Here is a 22,138-nt window from a genome sequence, read left to right on the forward strand (position 1 = left end):
ACGTGCAAAGCGGCAAAATGATCGTCGGTCTCGATATCGGCACCTCCAAGGTGGTGGCGCTGGTCGGCGAGGTTTCCGACGACGGCTCGCTGGAAATCGTCGGGATCGGTACCCATCCGTCCCGTGGCCTGAAGAAGGGCGTGGTGGTCAACATCGAGTCCACCGTGCAATCGATCCAGCGCGCGATCGAAGAAGCCCAACTGATGGCGGGCTGCCGCATTCACTCGGCGTTCGTCGGCGTGGCGGGCAATCACATCCGCAGCCTGAACTCCCACGGCATCGTCGCGATCCGTGATCGCGAAGTCAGCTCGGCTGACCTCGAGCGCGTTCTTGACGCCGCTCAGGCCGTGGCGATCCCGGCTGACCAGCGCGTGCTGCACACCCTGCCGCAGGATTACGTGATCGATAACCAGGAAGGCGTTCGCGAGCCACTGGGGATGTCCGGCGTGCGTCTGGAAGCCAAGGTTCACGTAGTGACCTGCGCCGTCAACGCCGCGCAGAACATTGAAAAATGCGTGCGTCGCTGCGGTCTGGAAATCGACGACATCATTCTCGAGCAACTGGCCTCGGCCTACTCGGTACTGACCGACGACGAGAAAGAACTGGGCGTGTGTCTCGTCGACATCGGCGGCGGCACCACCGACATCGCGATCTTCACCGAAGGCGCGATCCGCCATACCGCAGTGATCCCGATTGCCGGTGATCAAGTGACCAACGATATCGCCATGGCGTTGCGCACTCCGACCCAGTACGCCGAAGAGATCAAGATCCGTTACGCCTGCGCCCTGGCCAAACTGGCTGGCGCCGGCGAAACCATCAAGGTGCCAAGCGTTGGCGACCGTCCACCGCGTGAACTGTCGCGTCAGGCCCTGGCCGAAGTGGTCGAGCCGCGTTACGACGAACTGTTCACCCTGATCCAGGCCGAACTGCGTCGCAGCGGCTACGAAGACCTGATCCCGGCCGGCATCGTCCTGACCGGCGGCACGTCGAAGATGGAAGGCGCTACTGAGCTGGCCGAAGAAATCTTCCACATGCCAGTACGCCTTGGCGTTCCACATGGCGTGAAAGGTCTGGATGACGTGGTGCGCAACCCGATTTATTCCACTGGCGTTGGCTTGTTGATGTACGGCCTGCAAAAGCAGTCCGACGGGGTTTCGTTCTCCGGCATCGGCAGCCGCGACAGCTACAGCAGCGAAGAGCCACAGGCGCCGCTGCTCGACCGACTGAAGAAGTGGGTCCAAGGCAATTTCTGAAGATTTACCGCAACACCGCAACAAAAAGCAGTAGGCGAAAAAACTAGAGAATGTAAGGAGAGGGAAAATGTTCGAACTCGTAGACAACATCCCCGCAAGCCCGGTAATCAAAGTTATCGGTGTTGGCGGTGGCGGCGGCAACGCTGTCAATCATATGGTCAAGAGCAACATCGAAGGCGTCGAATTCATCTGCGCCAACACTGATGCTCAAGCGCTGAAAAACATCGGCGCGCGCACCATCCTGCAACTGGGTACCGGCGTGACCAAAGGTCTCGGCGCTGGCGCCAACCCTGAAGTAGGTCGTCAGGCCGCTCTCGAAGACCGTGAGCGCATTGCCGAAGTCCTGCAGGGCACCAACATGGTGTTCATCACCACCGGCATGGGCGGCGGTACCGGTACCGGTGCTGCGCCGATCATCGCCGAAGTGGCCAAGGAAATGGGCATCCTGACCGTTGCGGTCGTGACCCGTCCGTTCCCGTTCGAAGGCCGCAAGCGTATGCAGATCGCCGACGAAGGCATCCGCATGCTCTCCGAAAGCGTCGACTCGTTGATCACCATTCCCAACGAGAAACTGCTGACCATCCTCGGTAAAGACGCCAGCCTGCTGTCGGCTTTCGCCAAGGCTGACGATGTACTGGCCGGTGCCGTGCGCGGTATCTCCGACATCATCACCCGTCCGCGCAAGATCAACGTCGACTTCGCCGACGTACGCACCGTGATGAGCGAAATGGGCATGGCGATGATGGGCACTGGCTGCGCCAGCGGTCCGAACCGTGCACGTGAAGCCACTGAAGCTGCCATTCGTAACCCGCTGCTGGAAGACGTGAACCTGCAAGGCGCACGCGGCATCCTGGTGAACATCACCGCCGGTCCTGACCTGTCCCTGGGTGAGTACTCCGACGTGGGTAGCATCATCGAAGCCTTCGCTTCCGAACACGCGATGGTCAAGGTCGGTACCGTTATCGATCCGGACATGCGCGACGAGCTGCACGTAACTGTGGTTGCCACGGGTCTGGGCGCGAAAATCGAGAAGCCTGTAAAGGTCATCGACAACACCGTTCACACCTCCATGGCTTCGGCTCAGGTGCAGCAACCGGCTCCGTCCCGTCAGGAAGCGCCAGCGGTGAACTACCGTGATCTGGACCGTCCGACCGTCATGCGCAACCAGGCTCAGGCCGGTGCTGCGGCTGCCGCGAAGATGAATCCGCAAGATGACCTGGACTACCTGGACATCCCGGCTTTCCTGCGTCGTCAGGCCGATTGATGGAATGTATCAGGGCTATGAAGGTGATTGGTGTTCAGCAAAGGCATGGTCTGCTATCATCGCCAGCCTTTGTTGATACCAGTTCGCAATTTGCGCTGAAGCGGCCCAAGCCATGATTAAACAACGCACACTGAAAAATATTATCCGTGCCACAGGTGTAGGCCTGCACTCCGGTGAGAAGGTCTATCTGACCCTCAAGCCTGCGCCTGTCGACACTGGCATTGTGTTTTGTCGCGCTGACCTCGACCCTGTGGTGCAGATTCCTGCCCGCGCGGAAAACGTCGGTGAAACCACTATGTCGACGACGCTGATCAATGGCGACGTCAAAGTGGACACGGTAGAGCACTTGCTCTCGGCCATGGCTGGCCTGGGCATCGATAACGCCTACGTCGAGCTCTCCGCGTCCGAAGTCCCGATCATGGATGGCAGCGCTGGACCCTTCGTATTCCTGATTCAATCGGCTGGCCTGGAAGAACAGGACGCCCCCAAGAAATTCATCCGCATCCTGCGTGAAGTGACAGTGGAAGACGGCGACAAGCGCGCCACTTTCGTCCCTTTCGAAGGATTCAAGGTGAGCTTCGAGATCGATTTCGATCACCCGGTATTCCGGGACCGCACCCAAAGTGCAAGCGTGGATTTTTCCAGCACTTCGTTCGTAAAAGAAGTCAGCCGCGCGCGTACTTTTGGTTTCATGAGTGATATCGAGTACCTGCGCAAGCACAACCTCGCACTCGGCGGCAGCGTTGAAAACGCAATCGTGGTCGATGCCGATGGTGTACTGAACGAAGACGGCCTTCGCTATGAGGACGAATTCGTGAAGCACAAAATCCTCGATGCCATTGGTGACCTGTACCTGCTGGGTAACAGCCTGATTGGTGAGTTCAAAGGCTTCAAGTCCGGTCATGCACTGAACAACCAGCTGCTGCGCAAGTTGATTGAGCAGACAGATGCGTGGGAAGTCGTGACGTTCGAAGACGCCAGCACTGCACCGATCTCTTACATGCGCCCTGTTGCGGCCGTGTAAGTAAAAAACCTCTCTAGTTTTTTGAAGGCCATCCTCGGATGGCCTTTTTTTATGCCTTTTTAAAGATCAAAAGATCGCAGCCTTCGGCAGCTCCTACAGGGGGACGCATTCCAAATGTAGGAGCTGCCGAAGGCTGCGATCTTTTGATCTTAAGAAACAACCACTCGATTACGCCCACCTTCCTTGGCCTGATACAACGCCTTGTCCGCCGCAAACAACAACTGCTCCAGCGTCATCTCACTCGTCGTTGTCCACGTAGCGATGCCAATACTCACGGTCATCGGCAACTCGGCCCCGTCGACTAATGGCAATTGCTCCACAGCCTGACGGATGTGCTCGGCAATCTGCTGTGCCCCGTGGCTGTCGGTCTCGGCCAGAATCACCGAAAACTCCTCACCACCGTAACGTGCGACCAGATCCGCCGGTCGTCGCACATTCTCGGTAATGACCTGGGCCAGCCTCTTCAATGCGTGATCGCCGGCCTGATGCCCATGACGGTCATTGAACGCCTTGAAGTGATCGGCATCGATCATCATCACCGAAAGTGGTTTACCCGAGCGCTGGGCGCGGAACCATTCGTGGCGCAGTGATTGATCGAGCATCCGCCTATTGGCCACGCCGGTCAGCGCATCGGTCGCGGCCAGTTGCGCCAGTTCGTGCTCGGCGCGTTGGCGCAAGCGCAGTTCCCGAGCGAGCAGCCATGTGAGCCAGAGCAGGCCAAGACACAGCACGCCGGTCGCACCACTGATCAGCAACGCCGTGCGCCGCCAGGTGCCGAATACCTCATCGCTGGATAACGCGACGATGACCGTCAGCGGTAAATTGCCCACCCGCGAATAGGTGTAGAGCCGTTGCTGATGATCGATGCTGGACACGCTGTTGAAGCTGCCATTACCGTCACTGTCACGCAGGATCCGCACCACGTTGGGCCGGTTGCCGAAGCTTTTGCCAATGGCGTCGCTTTGCAGATAAGGCTTCTGCGCCAGCAGGATGCCGTCGTTGTCGATGATGTTAAGGGTACTGTCGTTGCCGATATCGAGGCTGTTGAACAACTGGTCGAAGTAGTCGAGCTTCAGTGACGCCACGGCCACGCCGGCGAATTCACCGGTGTCCGTGGAAATGCGCCGGCTGAAGCTGATGCGCCACTGATTGGCTTCATCGCAATCGCAGCGGGTCTTGAACGGACGGCTGATGAACATGCCGACGTCGCGGTTGAAGGCGTGAGCGAGAAAGTAGTCGCGGTCGGCGAAATTGCCTGGTTTTGGCTCGATCCGCGAGGAATCTGCGATCACATCGCCGTGCTTGTCGAGCAACAGGATGTCGCCCTTGAAGCGCGCGGTGGTCGAACGGTCGAACAGCGCCAGATGGCGGATCTGTGGGGTTACGTCGCGCAAGTCGTCGCGCTGCGAGGCAGCAATCAGGCCTTGCAGCGTCAGATCGTACAGCTCCACGGTGCGCAACACGTCGGCGTCGATCAATTGCGCAATGGTGGTGGCGCTGCGAGTGGCCGACTCCTGAGCGCTGGCGTGCTCACGAATCAGCAGGAAAGTGACAATGCACACGATCGCGAGCACGCTCAGCAGACTGCCGGAGACCAACAGTATTTCGGGGCGTCCGGTCTTGCCCGCAGCGGGTGGGGTACGGCTCGCGATCATGATGGGTTATCGGTTAGGGGATTTTGTAAGCTTAGTTGTAAACGCCTGAAGCATTTGTGGCGAGGGAGCTTGCTCCCGCTGGGTCGCGAAGCGGCCCCTCTTTATAGAAGCAGGGGCCTGCTGCGCAGTCCAGCGGGAGCAAGCTCCCTCGCCACAGGTTCAGCGTCAACTGACGGGTGTCTTCAGACTAGTGCCGATCTTAGAAGACGTTGATCGGGTAGTCGATGATCACGCGGTATTCATCTGTATCTGAATCGATCACGCCGTAACCATTGCCGCCGCGGTTGGTGGCCCATTGCAGGCGCACTGCCAGATTTTTGGCCTGACCGCTTTGTACCACGTACTTCAAGTCGAGGTCGCGCTCCCAGTGCTTGGCGTTGTGTCCATCGGCGCTGTACCAGTTGGCGTAGCCCTTGCTCTGCGGGTCAACCTTGGTCAGGTCAACCGTGCCCCGCGAGTAGGACACCGCCGACGTCAGTCCCGGTACGCCGACACCGGCAAAGTCGTAGGCGTACTTGAGTTTCCACGAACGCTCGTTCGGGCCGTTGAAGTCCGAATACTGCTGCGAGTTGTCGAGGTAAACGCTGTCGCCCTGGCTGATGTAGTCGAATGGCGTGTTGCCGTTGACCCGTTGGTACGCGGCAGTGACGCTGTGGCTGCCGACACCGACGGTGAAGTGCACGCTGTAAGTGTTGTTGTCGATGTCGCCGAGCAGCGCATCGCCGGTGTCCTGGGTGTGATAGAAGTGCAGGCCCGGGTTGAGGCTGACCAGATCGTTCAACTGCCAGGTGTAATCCAGGTCGTAGTAGTACTGGTTCCAGATGTCCTTGAGTTCGGCGGCGTACAGATTGCTGGTCAGGCCTTCGACACCGCTCCACGACACGCCGACCCAATTCAGGTGCCGGCTTTTGTCGCCATCGGCCAACGTCCCGTATGACGTGCCGATACGCTGGTGACCGCTCTGGTTGTATGGCTTGGTGAAACTGGCCTGACCGCCTTCGATCAACCAGCCGTCGAAGCTGTGGTTGGTCAGACTGACGCCACGAAAGGTCTGCGGCAGCATGCGGCTGTCACCGCCGGCGATTACCGGATTGGTCAGGAACAGGTCACCGGCCTTCAGCTCAGTGTCGAACGCGCGCATTTTCAACGTCCCGCCCGCTGTCGAAAAGGACCCCGGCGCCTTACCGTTGCCATCGCTGATCGGCAGGATACTGGAGCCGTCCGTCCCGCCACCACCGTCGAGTTTCAGCCCAAGCATCGCATGGGCATCCAGGCCTAAGCCGACCGTGCCTTCGGTGTAACCTGACTGGAAGATGCCAAGAAAACCCTGGCCCCACTCGATGTTGTCGTCCGTCTGCTGCAGACGGTTGCGATTCATGTAGTAGTTGCGGGCGTTGAGGTTGAGGCTCGAGCCTGCGACGAAACCTGCTGGCGCGGGTTCATCAGCGTGAACGGAGGGGGCAATCGTTGCGGCAATTGCAATGAACAGCGGAGTAAAACGGACTGGGTAACGCACGTGCGGTAAAGCTCCTTGGGTCAACTGACACTTCAATGTATTGAGGTGCATGATGTTTCTTGTTGTTACAGACGAACCAAACGGCTTTCACACCACAACGAAAAAAGGCCGCTGAACATCAGCGGCCTGGAATGACGACGGTTGAACGGGAAGAGCCAAACAACCGCGTCGAGGGAAACGTTTGAGCGGTGTGCGACTCAGCTGTCTTTCTCGGACGCTTGAGTCTGGGAAGTGGCAGCCTGAGGGGCTTGCGTGGCGTCTTGAGCCTTGGCCATCACTTCTGCCTGATGCTGATCGAATGCCTGAGCGCGAGCGACATTTTGCGCTACGAACGACTGCGATTCTTCAGCCATCGCCATCGGCGACAGGATCAATGAGGACAAAACGAAAGCGCTGGCAATACCCATACTGTTGGACATTCTGAAAACCTTCTCGCTTGGCGAGTGCTGTTTGGTGCTGGCAAAGATAAGGTTGCCGGGCGTTGGGAAACAGCGTGATTTTCATAAATGACTGTTACAGCAAAAGCAAAGATCATTCCCTTGCAAACTCCAGATTCTGCCTGGCTGGACTGGAACCTGTGGCGAGGGAGCTTGCTCCCGCTCGGCTGCGCAGCAGTCGCAAAATCTGAGCGCGGGGTTTGATAGAAGGAAAGCGAGGGCCGCTTCGCAGCCCAGCGGGAGCAAGCTCCCTCGCCACAGGGGTTTCGCTTATCAGTTAAACCGGGAGATGAATCCCAAACGTATTCATCCCGCGATCACTCCTCACAAACACATCCCCACCATGCATCAGCGCAATCGCCTTGACGATCGCCAGCCCCAAGCCATGGTTATTGCCACTATTACTGCGCGACGCATCGACCCGGTAAAACCGCTCGAACAACCGTGGCAAATGCTCATTGGCAATCGGCGAGCCTGGGTTGCTCACGCCGATGCTGACCTGCTGCCCTTGCTCCTCGATCCGCACTTCGATGACCTGGCCCGGAGCCGTGTGCTGCACGGCGTTGCTCAGCAGATTGATCAACGCCCGACGCAGATGCGCAACCTCGATCTGCACCTGCGCATCGCCGCTGACCTGCACCTGCACCTGCGCATCTTCGAGAATGAAATCCAGGTATTCCAGCGTGGTCGCCACTTCATCAGCCAGCGACGTGGACGTCAGTTTGGTCGCCTTGTTGCCCTGATCGGCACTGGCCAGAAACAGCATGTCGTTGATGATCGAGCGCAGCCGTTCCAGCTCTTCGAGATTGGATTGCAGCACTTCGAAATAGTGTTCAGCCGAACGCCCGCGGGTCAGCGCCACCTGAGTCTGGCCGATCAGATTGGTAAGCGGCGAACGCAGTTCATGAGCGACGTCGGCGTTGAACGATTCCAGCCGCGAGTAGGCCTGTTCAACCCGTTCCAGCGTCGAGTTGAACGAGTCGACAAACTGCGCAAGCTCCGGCGGCAGCGGCGACAGACGCAAGCGCCCGGCCCGTAGCGGCGGCGCGAGGCGTTGCGCTTCGTGGGACAGTTTGATCAGCGGTTTGAGGCCTATACGAGCAACCCAGTAACCCAGCGCCGAAGCCATCAACACACCGATAATCGCCAGCCCGATCAGCGCGATCAGCAGGTTGTGCTGAGTCTCGTGAAAGGTCTCGGTATCGATGCCGATCATGAAGCGCAGCGGTGGGCGCTGATCCTTGGCGGGCAGTTCGGTGAGCAACACTTTCAGCGGATAGGGATGGTCGGGCAGTTGCAAGTCATGCATGCCCAGCGAGCCTTGGGAAAAGGCACGAATTTGCGCATCCGGCGCACCGTATTCGTAACCCGGATCACCGCTAACCACCCAGAACCGAATGCGTTTGTCCTCTTCGCCAAGCAGCTTCAACTTGGCGTTGATCTTTACCCAATGCTCCGGCGTGCCGAAGCGATTGAGCGCCGATTCGAGCACGCTGTAGCGCGCATCCAGTTCTGCTTCCGGCAACAAGCCCAAGCCTTTGTCCACCTGCTGATACAGCGCGCCGCCGATCAACAGAAACACCAGCAACGCTACCAGTGTGAACATCCCGCTCAAGCGCAGCGCAATCGAGTTACTGGACACCACGGCTCTCCAGCACATAACCCATGCCGCGAATGGTGTGCAGCAGTTTCTCGTCGAACGGCCCGTCGAGCTTGGCGCGCAAGCGCTTGATCGCGACCTCGACGACATTGGCGTCGCTGTCGAAATTGATGTCCCAGACCATTTCGGCGATGGCGGTTTTCGATAGGATTTCACCCTGACGCCGCGCCAATACGCTGAGCAGCGAGAACTCTTTCGCGGTCAGGTCCAGTCGCGTACCGGCGCGGGTAGCCTTGCGGCTGATCAAATCTATCCACAGGTCGGCGATACTCACTTGCACCGGTTCATGGCCGCCGCTGCGGCGGGTCAGCGCTTGCAGGCGGGCGACCAGCTCAAGGAAGGAAAACGGTTTGCCGAGGTAATCGTCGGCACCGTCGCGCAGGCCTTTGATGCGGTCTTCGACGCGCTCGCGGGCGGTGAGCATGATCACCGGGGTTTGCTTGCGCGCACGCAACGCGCGCAGCACGCCGAAGCCATCAAGGCCCGGCAGCATGACGTCGAGGACGATGACCGCGTAGTCGCTTTCCAGCGCCAGATGCAGGCCTTCGACGCCGTCGCGGGCCAGATCCACGGTGTAACCCTGTTCCGTCAGACCGCGGTGCAGATAGTCCGCGGTTTTTTCCTCGTCTTCGATAATCAGAACGCGCATGACCGCCTCAGTCTGTAGTCGCCAGTGCCGCAGAAGGCACAGCTTTAGGCCGATGGAACAGCCGCTCAAGCCACAAGTATATGACCGGCGTGGTAAACAGCGTCAGCATCTGGCTGACCAGCAAACCGCCAACCACCGCGATCCCCAACGGCTGGCGCAGCTCGGCGCCAGTGCCGTAGCCGAGCATCAGCGGCAATGCGCCGAGCAACGCGGCGAGGGTGGTCATGATGATCGGCCTGAACCGCGTCAGGCACGCTTCGAAAATCGCATCCTGTGGCGCCAGCCCTCGGTTGCGCTGAGCCTCCAGCGCAAAGTCGATCATCAGAATGCCATTCTTCTTGACGATACCGATCAGCAGGACCAGCCCGATCAACGCCATGATCGAAAAGTCCTGGCCGCAGATCCACAACATGATCACCGCCCCCAGACCCGCCGCCGGCAGCGTTGAAATGATCGTCAGTGGATGCACGAAGCTCTCATAAAGCACGCCGAGAATGATGTACACCGCCACCAGCGCCGCGAGAATCAGCCAAGGCTGGCTGGCCAGCGAACTTTGAAAGGCCTGCGCCGCGCCCTGGAAATTGCCGCTGATGGCGGTCGGCATACCGATCTCGGCCTTGGCCTGATTCAGCAGAATCACTGCATCGCCCAGTGCTACACCGGGTGCGAGGTTGAACGACAGGTTGGCGGCCGGGAACATGCCGTCATGGGCAATCGACAGCGGGCCGATGGTCGGCGCATCGAACTTGGCCAGTGCCGACAACGGCACCATCTCACCACTCAGCGGTGAGCGCAGATAGAAATAGTTGAGGCTTTCGGCCTTGCCGCGTTGCTTGGTGTCCAGTTCCAGAATCACGTTGTACTGATTGACCTGGGTCTGGAACTCGTTGATCTGCCGCTGGCCGAAGGCGTCATACAGCGCTTCATCAACATCACTTGCCGTGAGGCCGAAACGCGCGGCGGCGCTGCGGTCGATGCTGATGTGGGTGATGCTGCCGCCCAGTTGCAGGTCGTTGGAAATGTCGCGGAACGCCGGGTTGCTGCGCAGTTTTTCAGTCAGGCGTTGCGTCCAGGTGGCGAGGGTCGCGCCGTCGTTGCTCTTGAGCACGTATTGGTACTGCGCACGGCTTGGGCCGGAGCTGAGGTTGATGTCCTGACCGGCGCGCAGATAAAGCACGATGCCGGGGACTTTCATCAGTTGCGGACGGATACGGTCGATGAATTGACTGGCCGAGACATCACGGTCGCCGCGTTTTTTCAGCGCGATCCAGAAGCGCCCGTTGGCAATCGTCTGGTTGCTGCCGGACACGCCCACCGAATGGGAAAACGCCTGCACGGCCGGATCGGCGGCGACGATTTCGGCCATCGCCAAGTGTTTTTTCACCATGTCGCCGTAGGAAATATCGGCGGCGGCTTCAGTGGTGCCGAGGACGAAACCGGTGTCCTGCACCGGGAAGAAACCTTTCGGGATAAAGATGTAACCGGTGATGGCCAGCGCCAGCGACAAACCGAACACGCCGATCATCAATTTCTGATGGGCGAGGGCACGGCGCAGGCCTTTCTCATACCAACTGAGCAGGCGTTCGCTGAAGGTCGGTTTGTCGTGGGCGTGATGCACCGGTTTGCGCATGAACAGCGCGGCCAGCGTTGGCGCCAGCGTCAGCGACACCACCACGGAAATCATGATGGTCGAAGTCGCGGTCAGGGCGAATTCCTTGAACAACCGCCCGACCACGCCACCCATGAACAGCAGCGGAATAAACGCCGCCACCAGCGAGAAACTGATCGAGACCACGGTGAAGCCGATCTCGCCGGCGCCCTTGATCGCCGCTTCACGCATGTCGTCGCCGGCCTCCAGATGCCGGTGGATGTTCTCCACCACGACGATCGCATCGTCGACCACAAATCCCACGGCCACCACGATGGCCACCAGCGTCAGGTTGTTCAGGCTGAACCCGAGGATGTACATCAGGGCGAAACTGGCGACCAGCGACACACCCAGCACCGCCGAAACAATCAACGTTGCCGACAACTGGCGCAGGAACAACGCCATCACCGCGACCACCAGCAGGATTGCGATCATCAGCGTGATCTCGACCTCATGCAGCGAGGCGCGGATGGTCTGGGTGCGGTCGATCAGGGTTTTCACCTGCACCGAGGCGGGCAGCATGGCCTCCAGGCCGGGCAGAGCGGCTTGAATTCTGTCCACCGTCTCGACGATGTTCGCCCCGGGCTGACGCGATATCACCAGGTTCACCCCGGGGCGATCACCGGCCCAGGCTTGCACGTAGGCATCTTCCGAGCCGTTGACGACTTTGGCGACATCACGCAGGTGAACCGGGGCGCCATCCTTGTAGGAAACGATGAGCTGGCTGTAGTCCTCGGGGTGGAACAACTGGTCGTTGGTCGACAGCGTGGAGATACTCGATTCGCCGTACAGCGCTCCCTTGGCCAGGTTGAGGCTGGTCTGCTGGATCGCCAGACGAATGTCGGCGAGGGTCAGGCCGATGGCGGCGAGTTTGTCGGCCGAGGCTTGTACACGAATCGCCGGACGTTGCTGACCGGTGATGTTGATTTGGCCTACGCCGTCGATCTGACTGATCTGACGAGCGAGCAGGGTTTCCACCAGGTCACTGAGTTCGGTGCCGGGCATCTGCGTCGAGCTGACACTGAGGATCAGCACCGGGCTGTCGGCCGGGTTGACCTTCTTCCAGGTCGGCAGCGTCGGCATGTCTTTCGGCAGTTTGCCGGCGGCGGTGTTGATCGCTGCCTGGACTTCCTGGGCGGCGGTGTCGATGCTTTTGTCGAGGGTGAATTGCAGGGTCAGCAGGCTCGAACCCAGCGCACTGCTGGAGGTCATCTGGGTCATGCCGGGGATGGCGCTGAATTGCACCTCCAGCGGCGTGGCCACGGACGAGGCCATGGTGTCGGGGCTGGCGCCGGGTAACTGCGCGGAAACCTGAATTGTCGGAAATTCCGCTTCCGGCAGTGGGGCGATTGGCAGGCGCGGGAAGGCAATTGCGCCGACCAGCACCAGCGCGATGGTCAGCAGAATCGTCGCAACCGGGTGGTTGATGCACCACGTGGAGACGCCTTTGTGCTCCTTCATGGTTTCGGCTCCGCTTGCACCACCTGCGGCGGTTCGCTCATGACCTGCACGGTCGAACCGGGTTTGAGCCGCGACTGGCCGTCGGTGACCAGGACGTCACCGGCCTTCACGCCTTTGATGATGTCCTGGCCACTGCCCTGATAAACCATCTGCACCTGTACGGCTTCAACCTTGTCGCCGTTTACCCGGTAAACGAAGTGTTGGTCGAGGCCACGTTGTACGACGGTGGGCGGGACGACCAGCGCATCCTTGTCGAGAGCTGTCTGTATTTTTACCGTCACCAACAGGCCGGGCCAGAGCTTCTGGCTGGCGTTGTCGAATTCGGCCTTGGCGCGGATGGTGCCGGTGTTGGCGTTGATCTGGTTGTCGATCAGGGTCAGGTGACCTTCGCCGAGCAGGTTGCCGGTTTCGCCATCGGTGTCGGCGCCGATGTAGGCCTTGACCTGTGCACGCTGTGGATCGTTGATCAGGCCTTGCAGCGTGGGGAGCATTTGTTGCGGCAGGGAGAATTCCACGGCGATCGGGTCGATCTGGGTGACGGTGAACAGGCCTGCGGTATCGGTCATGCGCAGGAAGTTACCTTCATCGACTGTGCGAATGCCGACGCGGCCGGTGACCGGAGAGTGAATCTGCGTGTAGGAAAGTTGTACCTGTGCGGCGTCAATCGAAGCCTGGTTGCCTTGGGCAGTGGCTTTGAGTTGGTTGACCAGGGCTTGTTGCTGGTCGTAGGTCTGCTTGGAGACGCCGTCATCGACGCTGAGCAGTTTGTAGCGTTTGAGGTTGACCAAAGCGACTTGCAGTTGCGCCTGGCTTTCGCCCAACTGCGCTCGGGCCTGGTCGAGGCTGGCGCGGATCGAGCGGTCGTCGATGGTGGCGAGGAGGTCGCCGGCCTTCACCAGTTGGCCTTCCTTGACGAGGATTTTGGTGAGGATGCCGTCGATTTGTGGGCGCACGACCACGCTGTGTAATGAGAGTACCGAGCCGATGCCGCTGGTGTAGCGGGGGACGTCTTTTTCGCTGACCGCGATGACTCGCACGGGGATTGCGGTGGGGGTGGCGAGTTTGGTCGGGGCGGGTTTCAGGGCGTACCACAGGCCGGCGCCCGCAAGAGCGATCACCAGGGTGGCAAGCAGGGCTTTGTTCTTTTGGATTCGCATGCGGGGTGGGCGCCGGACGGAGTTTGGGCAGGGTTGTTGTCTTTATAAACCTGTCTGCGGGTCAGTAGGGTGACGGCTAGCTGTCGGCGCTGTCAGTTTCGCTGGGTACATATCCGTTGCTGCGGTAACGGCGGCTTAGGGTTTCGCCCTTACGGCGACTCACTTTTTTTACAAGCGCCAAAAAAAAGTAAGCAAAAAAACGCTTGCTCCTACGTACGGCCCGCTCGCTGGGGCTCGGGGTTCCTTCGCTCCGGGATCGATCCGGGCGCAGCGCCTACGGTTTGCTGCGCTGCACCTCCTCTCGCTGTGTTTGGCTGCGCCAAACGGTCGCTGCGCTCCCACGCCAGGATCAATCCCTCCACTCAGCCTTCCGATGTCGCCCGTGGATCAAGATCAAGAGCTTTACTCGAGCTAACGCTCATTGTGTTGAGTAGGGCGGCATGCGCCGCGTGCGGGTTGTACCTGTCTTCCCTGTGGGAGCTGGCTTGCCAGCGATGGCGGCCTGACAGCCGACCGATCTCTGCCAGATGAACTCAACCCCTGTGGGAGCTGGCTTGCCAGCGATGGCGGCCTGATAGCCGACCAATCTCTTGCAGATTGCATACGATCCCATTGTAGGAGTGAGCCTGCTCGCGATGGCGACCTGACAGCCGACCAATCTCTTGCAGATTGCTACGATCCCATTGTAGGAGTGAGCCTGCTCGCGATGGCGGCCTGATAGCCGACCAATCTCTGGCAGGTGTACTCGGTTCAATTGTGGGAGCGAGCCTGCTCGCGAAGAGGTGCGTCCAATCAGCCGATTACTATGGGCTGTTTAAATATGAGTCAAATAACCAGAACCTTCCCACAAGGTTTTCAGGTTGTCCGTCGGACGTGCGCTCTCTAGTCTTTGGTTGTCGCCGAAAACTCGGCGATCGGGTGTGAGAACCCGGGCTAAGTATTATTCCACCTGCAGTATCGTCATAATTGCCGCCAGTTCATCGCTGCCTGCATTTCTATGGCGGCTGTGTGCGGGCGGACTTCGGTCCGGCCGGAGGTGGTGGTTCTTACCCGGTTTCTCACCCTGCACATAGCTGCCACCCAATTCGTCGCGTGAGAAACGGCAATTGGTTGGCTCCGATCAGTGAGAACCGATTCCATGACTAAGCCCGTACCCGATCCACCCCTCGAAACCCCAACCCCACTCGAAGACGCTCTCCGCGCCGACGACCAGATCAAAACCCGCGAAGCCATCAAGCGCGCCCTCGATTTCTATCTCTGCCCCGAACCGGTCAAACCACGACAGCCCAGCACGATGTTCCTTATCCAGCCGAACATCGACACCGAAAGTCTGCTCGCCCATGCCTGTGAATCTCTGGCTTCAGCCAATGTCATGGCCGGTGACCTGGCCGATCAGCTCAGTCGCCCGCAGCGCAATACGGCGCTGGCGATCCAGCAGATCGTCATGCTCGCCGAGCTGGCGGTAAACAGGGCACTGGATCGGGTTGATCCACAAACGTAATCCGTCTGAACACCGCGTCATCGTTCTTCGCGAGCAGGCTCGCTCCTACAAAGGATCGCATTTCAAATGTAGGCTTGAGCCTGATCGCGATAGCGATTTTTCTGTGGCCACTTCGTTTAAAGAGTCCTGAGGTTGATAAGTCCCAAAAAGGGACCTATCGTTCCCTTTTTGGGACTCTTTGGCCTTCACAGTGGAAACTATCTCTCTAAGCGAAGCGCTATTTACCACCACTCAACAAAAAGTGTTGAGTCTGCTGTTTGGTAAGCCTGACCAGACTTTCTATGCCAACGAGATCGTGCGCTGGGCGCGTGTTGGCAAAGGCAGCCTCATGCGTGAACTCGACCGTTTGCAGCGAGCCGGTGTGTTGCGCATGACAAAGGTGGGAAATCAGAACCATTACCAGGCCAATCCCACATGTCCCATCTATGCCGAACTACTGGGCATCGCTCGCAAGACGTTTGGCATAGCCGAGCCGCTGCGTCAGGCATTGCAGCCGTTTGCCGAGCAGATCACCTGGGCGTTTGTCTATGGCTCCATCGCCAAAGACACAGCCAACACACTCAGTGACATTGATCTCATGCTGATCGGCGAAGGCCTGCACTACAGTGACGTCATGGAACGGCTCATGCCCATGGAGGAGCAATTGGGTCGTCCCATCAATCCCACGCTTTACACCCCGCAAGACTGGGCGGCGAAACTGGCTGCGCAGAACAGCTTTGTCGTGCGGGTGGTGCAGCAGGAAAAAATCGATCTTTTCGGGGCAAACCCTTTGGAGTCCAAGGATGGGCAGCAACGAGAGTCTGGAGAATCTTCTACGTAGCGGTGGGCTGAAAGCGGAGCCGCCGGATCGCAAGGAGTGTGAGGGGTTGATGCGCTCGGCCGTGGATCGGCTAAAGGATGCGCAAACTTCTACGTTGTCTTTTTCCAGCGGTTTCGACTTGGCTTATAACGCAGCACACGCGTTAGCGCTGACCGCGCTTCGATTAAGTGGCTATCGATCGGATAAACGCTATCTGGTCTTTCAGTGTCTGGTGCATACGGCGCATATCAGCAAGGTTCAGGTGCGATTGTTCGCGTTGTGCCATGAGCGGCGCAATCTCGCGGAATACGAAGGGTATATGGATGAGGATGACGCGCTTCTGGCGCAGTTGTTGGAAAGCGCCTCGCAATTGTTGAGTAACGTCCAGCAGCGAATGAACTGACATCCGGCATGGCTTGCGATCCTGACTAATCTCTTAAAGATCCGCCTCTATGAGCGGATACAGCTTGTATGGCTCAGGCCGCGCACGGCCCAAATCTCTCTGGGCCGTCCACTTTGGGAGTGTCTTGAAATGAAGCTGAAAACCGCTCTGCCGTACGTGCTTCTCTTGCTTCCACTCACATCCTTTGCCGCGCCTGGCAGTCAATCCGGCGAGATCCGGTTTATCGGGCAGATCGTCGATTCCGGCTGTGAAGTCGGGCGAGTCGGTGCATTGAGTTCCAGCGAATTACGCCAGGTCGAAATCAAGCCCGGTCTGAAGCTGGACATCGGTACCTATCGCAACGCGTGCAGCCATGAAGCGCTGCCGATGAACATGACCTACGAATCATTGAAGACCTCGACCGACAAAGGCATCGTCATCATCACGTACCTGTAAACCGTTCGGCTTGTGGCATAAATCTTCAGCTGCCGAGTTGCGGCGCACAGGTATACTGCGCGCCTTCGCGGCTCACTGTTCGGGCCCGACTTTATGCTTTCCGGAGCTTTTATGACTTCCCCAACCCAACCGCCGGTTGACGACGCCGTGAGCGATGTCGCGGCTGAAATGGCTGACGCCAACGAAACCAAAGCCGATATCCCGGCGTTCAAGTTCCCCTTCAAACCGGGTGAACTGGCCGCTGCCAAAGGCTCGAATCAGCCGTGGTACAAGAACGGCGCCAAGAACGGCCACACCAAGACCCCGGGCATGGCGCCGCCGGGTACCCGTCGCTCGATGGGCAAGCGCTGATTTTTCCTGTCAGAAAGAGACTATTCCCACACGGATAAGCGAACCGTCCTCTGGGAATCCCGATGACCTCTCGTCGAAGATTCACACCTCTTGTGAATTCTTTGATGAAGGTCGTCCCAATGCCCTTGGCAAAAATCATATCTGCCTTGTCAATGTTAGCCCTGACCAGCGGCTGCGTGTCCTCCGTGGTTGAACCGTCGATTCGTTTCGGTGTTGAGCCTCTCGTTCCGCCCTTTGAAAGCCGAAACGATAAAGGTGAGTTGGTTGGGCTGAACATCGAACTGGGCAATGCGTTGTGCACCGAGTTGCAAAAACGCTGCGTCTGGGTCGACCAGGATTACGCCACCAACATTGCCGCGCTTGAAGCCAATCGTTTCGATGTGATCATGCCGATGACCGCCACTGCGGCACGCCGTGAGCGAATCGACTTCACCGACAATCTCTATCCGTTGAGCAACCAACTCGTCGCGCGCAAAGGCGCCAATCTGCATCCGGATGTCCGTTCCCTCGAAGGCAAACGCATCGGCGTGCTGGCCGGTACCAGTCGTGAAGCTTTTGCGAAGGAACGATGGGCGCCGTCTGGAGTGACGGTGCGCAGTTTTCAGTTCAACGATCAATTGATCGCCAGTCTGCTGACCGGCGAGATAGACGCCACCCTGCAAGATTCCATCGAAATCAACGAGGCGCTGCTACGGCATTCCCGGGGTGCGGCATTTGAATTCGCAGGTCCGCCGCTCAAGGATCCGATGCTTGGCACCGGCGTGGCCATGGCCGTGCGCAAGACCGACAGCAAACTGCGCGATGACCTGAACGCCGCCCTCGAACGTCTGAAGCGCAATGGTGCGTATCAAGCGATTACCGAAGAATATTTACCACCCGTTGTGAACGAGCCGCTGCGCTATAAAGCCAATACCGAAGGGTTTCCGTTCTCCGATTCGGTACAGGTCGGGGACACGATCTACTTGTCCGGCGTGCTGGGGCTGGATGACAAAGGCGATCTGGCAAAAGGGGGCATCGGCCCGCAGATGACTCAAGTAATGGAGAACCTGCGTAGCGCTTTGCAGAGCAGCGGTTCATCGCTGTATCAGGTCGCCAAATGCACGGTGATTCTGACTGACGTCAAGGACTTTGCAGGCATGAACGAGGTGTACCGCGGTTATTTTCCAGCCGACCGATTACCTGCGCGCACCACCTTCGCGGTCAGGCAACTGGTTGTGCCGGGGGCCAAAGTGGAGCTTGAGTGCTTGGCGGTGGCTCAACGCTGAGCCATTGCAGCTCAATCCATCGACCGTCCTGTCTCTGTCTATGGGCGGTTGGTGGCTAAATGCCCAGAAGCTGAGCCAAATCAATATTTAACCAATGAGTGCGCTTAGAGTCAGCAGCCCTGCCGACTCTTCCAATAAAACGAGCGCGCTATCCATGAAGATCAATCTCCCGGTGACCGGCCGCAACGTCGATGTGGCGCTGGATGCGAATATTCTTTCGACGACTGATCTGACCAGCGCGATCACCTACGCCAACGACGACTTCATCAACATCAGCGGTTACAGCCGCGACGAATTGCTCGGTACGCCGCATAACCTGCTGCGCCATCCGGACATGCCGGCGCAGGCGTTTGCGCATATGTGGCAGACGCTCAAGAGCGGTCGATCATGGATGGGGTTGGTGAAAAATCGTTGCAAGAACGGTGATCACTACTGGGTCAGTGCCTATGTCACGCCGGTGACGCAGAACGGCGGCGCCTTTGAATATCAGTCGGTGCGCACCCGGCCGGATGCGCGGCAAGTGGCGGCGGCGGAGCGGGCGTATGCACAGTTGCGCGGCGAGCAGAAAGCTCGTTGGCAACTGCCGAATTTCACTTTGCGCACGAAGCTCACGGCGCTGAGCAGTGCTTTGCTGGGTGGGGTGTTGGGGATGGAAGCCTGGCTGCGGCCGGAATCGGCGTGGATTGATGGTGTGGCATTTGTCATTGGCAGCAGCACTTGTGCGCTGGGCGTGCGCTGGATCCTGCGGCCGCTGGAGCGCTTGACCGAGCGTGTGCGCAAGGTCGCGGACAATCCGTTGAGCCAAGGTATTTACACCGGTCGGCATGATGAGTTCGGGCAGGTCGAGTTCGCCTTGCAGATGCTCGAAGCGCAGGTCGGTGCGGTGGTGGGGCGTATTGGCGACGCGTCGCAGCAGTTGGCCGGGCATGCGGCGCAACTGGTCGATCACCTGCAAAGCAGCCACAGCAGTTCACTGGTGCAGCAGGCGGAAACCGATCAGGTCGCAGCGGCGATTCATCAGATGGCCGCCAGCGTCGCGCAGGTTGCCAGCCATGCGCAGCAGGCTTCGGTGGCGGCGGACCTGGCCGGTACGGAAACCCGCGAAGGGCATCTGCTCGTGGGTGAAAGTCGCAGCGCTGTTCTGCGTCTGGCCGAGGAGCTGGGGCGGGCGACCGAGGTGATTCATCAACTCGAAGGCCACAGCAGTGAGATTTCCGGGGTGCTGGAGGTGATTCGCAGCATTGCCGAACAAACCAATTTACTCGCGCTCAACGCGGCGATCGAAGCGGCGCGGGCGGGGGATGCCGGGCGCGGGTTTGCAGTGGTGGCCGATGAGGTGCGCGGGCTGGCGCAGCGCACGCAGCAATCGACCAACGAAATTCAGCGCATGATCAGCACCCTGCAAACCGGCGCGCGCGACGCGGTGCTGGTGATGCAGCAGAGCAGCGAACATGTAGAAAACAGCGTCGATCAGGCGCAACGGGCGGCGCGGGCGCTGGACGGGATCAGCGAGCGGGTTGAACAGATCACCGAGATGAGTCTACAGATTGCGGCGGCGGTGGAGCAGCAGAGTGCGGTGAGCGAGGACATCAATCGCAACATTGTCAGCATCCGCACGGCGTGCGAAGGGATGGTGGATGAGGGGCGCGAGAGTCAGCGCAATTCCGAGGATGTGGCGGGGCTGGCAGGGGATTTGCGCTTGCTGGCGCGGGAGTTCTGGGGGCAGCGGCAGGCTAGGGATTGATCTTGCCTGTGCTGGCTTCTTCGCGAGCAGGCTCGCTCCCACAGGTGAAATGCAATTCCCTGTGGGAGCGAGCCTGCTCGCGAAAGGGCCATCAGCCGCGATGTAATATCTGGATCAGGCCGCCCGCAGCGAGATGAACGCATAATTCAGCGCCGGCTCAGTCGCCACCTGCGCCCCGGCCGCCAGTACTTGCCCGGCGACATCATCCCCGGACAAATGAAACACCCACTCACTCGGTGACGTCGCCAACGGTTGCCCACTTACCTGATCAATCACCGCCGCAAAAGCGTCCATGTTCGGCAGATACGCGGTAAACCCGTCACCCTTGAGCGCCGTGGTACGAATCCCCAGCGCGGCACAAATCGCATCCTTGAGTCGAATGTCATCGCGATCCGCCTGCCGCGAGCGCTGGATCAGTTCGACCAGTGCCTGATCAACCAACTCACCGCCAACAATCAACGCCGGCCCCTGCTCCCACGACTCCGGCGGGCAGTCCTTGGCAGCCGAGTTGAGCGGGATGTGCGGATTGATTTCGGCCGGATAAATACGACACACCAATGGTCGACGCTCGTAGATGCGGCACAGCTTGTCTTCGTCAAGATTTCGACACGGCCCGACGTTGTAGGCGGCAAAGGTGATCGCCACGTGCGCGGTCGATCCGCCGCTGCGCACCACCACCGATCGCCGCTCGGCGTGTTCACGCTGCTGCGCCGGCAAGCCCAGGCCATTGCCGAGAAAGGCTTCCACCAGCACGATCACCTGACCGCCATCCGCCGCCCACATGCGGGCTTCGGCGAGGGTCAGGGGCACATGGTGGTCGGTGCAGCACTTGCCGCAACCGACGCAGGAAAACGTCGTATTCATGGGGCCATCAATCTTCAATCAAGGTGTTAGGCGGCGACGTAAAGCCGCCATGCAGACTGCGATCGAAGCAAGTTATGCGCCATTCAGCGGGTTTTGGCGGACGGACGGATCGAGTCCCACTCGGTGACGAACGCGGTTTTCGACTGTTTGTTGAACAGGCACAGCTCGGTGCCTTGCTGGCCTTTCATGTGTTTTTGCGGGTATTGACCTTGCAGCAACACGGCGGTGTAACCGACGCGGTCATCGAATTGCGCGGGAGTGCCGACGGGTTTGGCATTTTTCAAACCGCTGGCCTTGGTGCAACTGGCGAGGACTGTTTTGTCGTAGGCCGCCCAGGCGTCGGGGCTGGAGGCATGGGCCTGAGAGGCGAGGGCGGTGAGGCAGAGCAGGCTGAGGGTGATGGCTTTCATGGTGTTGGCATCCTGGGTCATTAGTGGCCAAGATTGGAGTATGCCTGAGGGTGAAAAGTTGTTTGTGAGGCCGCCATCGCTGGCAAGCCAGCTCCCACAGGTTTTGTGACCGACGCCAATCTCTGTGGGAGCTGGCTTGCCAGCGATGACTGACTATCAGTCCGGCACAATCTCGCGGCGGACTACATACATCCCGGCACTTTCATACAATTGCTGCGCCCGCAGGTTGTCTTCCAGCACCTTCAGATCAACAAACCCTTCACGCCGCTGCTGAAACACCCTGAACGCATTCAACAGCAACGCCCGGCCCAAACCTCGGCCTTGGGCACGCGGATGCACCACCAGATTCTTGATATAGGCACTGGTCCAGCACTGCACCACACCGACTACACCCTCGGCATCCATGGCGATAAAGCACAGTTGCGGATCGTATTCGGGATCGCGTTCAAACCGCTGCTGCCAGACTTCCAGCGCTGGCACCCGTCCGCCACCTTCGCGGTAACCGAGTTGCATCAACTGATGCACGGCCGGCGCCAGTTGCGGTTGGTAAGTGCAGACTTCAACACCTTCAGGCCAGATGAAATCCGCCACGGCGGCGCGCAGATCGCGCCGCAGCAAAAAGCAATATGCCTCGGCCAAGAC

General features: G+C 59.2%; 19 protein-coding genes and 2 pseudogenes. 11 read left to right on the forward strand and 10 right to left on the reverse strand.

Translation table 11 applies throughout. The features are described from left to right. Positions 1-2 precede the first annotated feature (2 nt). The 3 genes from ftsA to lpxC all read left to right on the forward strand — a co-directional run bounded on the left by ftsA (position 3) and on the right by lpxC (position 3,541). The gene (gene ftsA / locus ACIOWE_RS25350) at positions 3-1,253 is read left to right on the forward strand and encodes a cell division protein FtsA (RefSeq protein WP_401397191.1); all 1,251 of its coding nucleotides are present in this window, start codon (positions 3-5) and stop codon (positions 1,251-1,253) included. Positions 1,254-1,320: 67 nt separating this feature from the next. Beyond that, entirely contained in the window at positions 1,321-2,517 is a 1,197-nt protein-coding gene (gene ftsZ / locus ACIOWE_RS25355; RefSeq protein ID WP_401397194.1) for a cell division protein FtsZ, read from the forward strand. A 112-nt stretch (positions 2,518-2,629) separates the two neighbouring features. Beyond that, entirely contained in the window at positions 2,630-3,541 is a 912-nt protein-coding gene (lpxC, locus tag ACIOWE_RS25360) for a UDP-3-O-acyl-N-acetylglucosamine deacetylase (RefSeq protein ID WP_103306209.1), read from the forward strand. A gap of 149 nt (positions 3,542-3,690) precedes the next feature. On the opposite strand, the gene ACIOWE_RS25365 is transcribed toward lpxC, so the two are convergent. The 7 genes from ACIOWE_RS25365 to ACIOWE_RS25395 form a co-directional block, all read right to left on the reverse strand. Next, the gene (locus tag ACIOWE_RS25365) at positions 3,691-5,196 is read right to left on the reverse strand and encodes a sensor domain-containing diguanylate cyclase (RefSeq protein ID WP_401397197.1); all 1,506 of its coding nucleotides are present in this window, start codon (positions 5,194-5,196) and stop codon (positions 3,691-3,693) included. A 199-nt stretch (positions 5,197-5,395) separates the two neighbouring features. Beyond that, positions 5,396-6,712 (reverse strand): OprD family porin, encoded by a 1,317-nt coding sequence (locus ACIOWE_RS25370; protein ID WP_401397200.1) that lies wholly within the window; start codon positions 6,710-6,712, stop codon positions 5,396-5,398. A gap of 197 nt (positions 6,713-6,909) precedes the next feature. After that, positions 6,910-7,131 carry a hypothetical protein gene (locus ACIOWE_RS25375; protein ID WP_401397202.1) on the reverse strand — a complete coding sequence of 74 codons (222 nt, stop codon included), beginning with the start codon at positions 7,129-7,131 and terminating at the stop codon, positions 6,910-6,912. A 295-nt stretch (positions 7,132-7,426) separates the two neighbouring features. After that, positions 7,427-8,791, reverse strand: a complete 1,365-nt coding sequence (locus ACIOWE_RS25380; RefSeq protein WP_401397205.1) for a heavy metal sensor histidine kinase — start codon at positions 8,789-8,791, stop codon at positions 7,427-7,429. Further along, complete coding sequence (locus ACIOWE_RS25385; protein ID WP_007916978.1) at positions 8,781-9,458, reverse strand: heavy metal response regulator transcription factor; 678 nt, start codon at positions 9,456-9,458, stop codon at positions 8,781-8,783. Before ACIOWE_RS25385 ends, ACIOWE_RS25380 begins: the two co-directional genes overlap by 11 nt. 7 nt (positions 9,459-9,465) lie before the next feature. Continuing rightward, the gene (locus ACIOWE_RS25390) at positions 9,466-12,567 is read right to left on the reverse strand and encodes a multidrug efflux RND transporter permease subunit (RefSeq protein WP_401397208.1); all 3,102 of its coding nucleotides are present in this window, start codon (positions 12,565-12,567) and stop codon (positions 9,466-9,468) included. Beyond that, on the reverse strand, positions 12,564-13,724 hold the full coding sequence (locus ACIOWE_RS25395) for an efflux RND transporter periplasmic adaptor subunit (protein WP_401397211.1): 1,161 nt from the start codon (positions 13,722-13,724) through the stop codon (positions 12,564-12,566). Before ACIOWE_RS25395 ends, ACIOWE_RS25390 begins: the two co-directional genes overlap by 4 nt. A 1,138-nt stretch (positions 13,725-14,862) precedes the next feature. Here ACIOWE_RS25395 and ACIOWE_RS25400 point away from each other — a divergent pair. The 8 genes and pseudogenes from ACIOWE_RS25400 to ACIOWE_RS25435 all read left to right on the forward strand — a co-directional run. Next, on the forward strand, positions 14,863-15,225 hold the full coding sequence (locus ACIOWE_RS25400) for a DUF6124 family protein (RefSeq protein WP_401397214.1): 363 nt from the start codon (positions 14,863-14,865) through the stop codon (positions 15,223-15,225). 190 nt (positions 15,226-15,415) lie between these two features. Next, positions 15,416-16,045 carry a nucleotidyltransferase domain-containing protein gene (locus tag ACIOWE_RS25405; protein ID WP_401397217.1) on the forward strand — a complete coding sequence of 210 codons (630 nt, stop codon included), beginning with the start codon at positions 15,416-15,418 and terminating at the stop codon, positions 16,043-16,045. Continuing rightward, complete coding sequence (locus ACIOWE_RS25410) at positions 16,008-16,427, forward strand: hypothetical protein (protein WP_401397219.1); 420 nt, start codon at positions 16,008-16,010, stop codon at positions 16,425-16,427. Before ACIOWE_RS25405 ends, ACIOWE_RS25410 begins: the two co-directional genes overlap by 38 nt. Positions 16,428-16,556: 129 nt before the next feature. Beyond that, on the forward strand, positions 16,557-16,862 hold the full coding sequence (locus tag ACIOWE_RS25415; protein WP_401397222.1) for a type 1 fimbrial protein: 306 nt from the start codon (positions 16,557-16,559) through the stop codon (positions 16,860-16,862). Positions 16,863-16,973: 111 nt separating this feature from the next. Continuing rightward, positions 16,974-17,213 (forward strand): hypothetical protein, encoded by a 240-nt coding sequence (locus ACIOWE_RS25420; protein ID WP_401397225.1) that lies wholly within the window; start codon positions 16,974-16,976, stop codon positions 17,211-17,213. A gap of 119 nt (positions 17,214-17,332) precedes the next feature. Beyond that, on the forward strand, positions 17,333-18,478 hold the full coding sequence (locus ACIOWE_RS25425; RefSeq protein WP_401397228.1) for a transporter substrate-binding domain-containing protein: 1,146 nt from the start codon (positions 17,333-17,335) through the stop codon (positions 18,476-18,478). A gap of 154 nt (positions 18,479-18,632) precedes the next feature. Then, a pseudogene (locus ACIOWE_RS25430) lies at positions 18,633-18,914 on the forward strand (PAS domain-containing protein); the annotation flags it as partial. Between the two features lie 303 nt (positions 18,915-19,217). Continuing rightward, positions 19,218-20,222 (forward strand): annotated as a pseudogene (locus ACIOWE_RS25435) (methyl-accepting chemotaxis protein); the annotation flags it as partial. A 114-nt stretch (positions 20,223-20,336) separates the two neighbouring features. Here the strand turns inward: ACIOWE_RS25435 and ACIOWE_RS25440 are convergent. The 3 genes from ACIOWE_RS25440 to ACIOWE_RS25450 form a co-directional block, all read right to left on the reverse strand. Then, positions 20,337-21,086, reverse strand: coding sequence for a YkgJ family cysteine cluster protein (locus tag ACIOWE_RS25440; protein WP_401397231.1), 750 nt, complete (start codon positions 21,084-21,086; stop codon positions 20,337-20,339). Positions 21,087-21,169: 83 nt separating this feature from the next. After that, positions 21,170-21,496 carry a hypothetical protein gene (locus tag ACIOWE_RS25445; protein WP_401397234.1) on the reverse strand — a complete coding sequence of 109 codons (327 nt, stop codon included), beginning with the start codon at positions 21,494-21,496 and terminating at the stop codon, positions 21,170-21,172. A gap of 156 nt (positions 21,497-21,652) precedes the next feature. Then, complete coding sequence (locus ACIOWE_RS25450; protein WP_401397237.1) at positions 21,653-22,135, reverse strand: GNAT family N-acetyltransferase; 483 nt, start codon at positions 22,133-22,135, stop codon at positions 21,653-21,655. Positions 22,136-22,138 lie beyond the last annotated feature (3 nt).

This window comes from Pseudomonas sp. NPDC087598, from assembly GCF_044743525.1.
GTDB lineage: Bacteria > Pseudomonadota > Gammaproteobacteria > Pseudomonadales > Pseudomonadaceae > Aquipseudomonas.

Coding starts and splice junctions, on each gene's coding strand:
- ftsZ (WP_401397194.1), top strand. CDS start 1,321: ATGTTCGAACTCGTAGACAACATCCCCGCAAGCCCGGTAATCAAAGTT.
- lpxC (WP_103306209.1), top strand. CDS start 2,630: ATGATTAAACAACGCACACTGAAAAATATTATCCGTGCCACAGGTGTA.
- ACIOWE_RS25365 (WP_401397197.1), bottom strand. CDS start 5,196: ATGATCGCGAGCCGTACCCCACCCGCTGCGGGCAAGACCGGACGCCCC.
- ACIOWE_RS25375 (WP_401397202.1), bottom strand. CDS start 7,131: ATGTCCAACAGTATGGGTATTGCCAGCGCTTTCGTTTTGTCCTCATTG.
- ACIOWE_RS25385 (WP_007916978.1), bottom strand. CDS start 9,458: ATGCGCGTTCTGATTATCGAAGACGAGGAAAAAACCGCGGACTATCTG.
- ACIOWE_RS25390 (WP_401397208.1), bottom strand. CDS start 12,567: ATGAAGGAGCACAAAGGCGTCTCCACGTGGTGCATCAACCACCCGGTT.
- ACIOWE_RS25395 (WP_401397211.1), bottom strand. CDS start 13,724: ATGCGAATCCAAAAGAACAAAGCCCTGCTTGCCACCCTGGTGATCGCT.
- ACIOWE_RS25400 (WP_401397214.1), top strand. CDS start 14,863: ATGACTAAGCCCGTACCCGATCCACCCCTCGAAACCCCAACCCCACTC.
- ACIOWE_RS25410 (WP_401397219.1), top strand. CDS start 16,008: ATGGGCAGCAACGAGAGTCTGGAGAATCTTCTACGTAGCGGTGGGCTG.
- ACIOWE_RS25415 (WP_401397222.1), top strand. CDS start 16,557: ATGAAGCTGAAAACCGCTCTGCCGTACGTGCTTCTCTTGCTTCCACTC.
- ACIOWE_RS25420 (WP_401397225.1), top strand. CDS start 16,974: ATGACTTCCCCAACCCAACCGCCGGTTGACGACGCCGTGAGCGATGTC.
- ACIOWE_RS25425 (WP_401397228.1), top strand. CDS start 17,333: ATGCCCTTGGCAAAAATCATATCTGCCTTGTCAATGTTAGCCCTGACC.
- ACIOWE_RS25440 (WP_401397231.1), bottom strand. CDS start 21,086: ATGAATACGACGTTTTCCTGCGTCGGTTGCGGCAAGTGCTGCACCGAC.
- ACIOWE_RS25445 (WP_401397234.1), bottom strand. CDS start 21,496: ATGAAAGCCATCACCCTCAGCCTGCTCTGCCTCACCGCCCTCGCCTCT.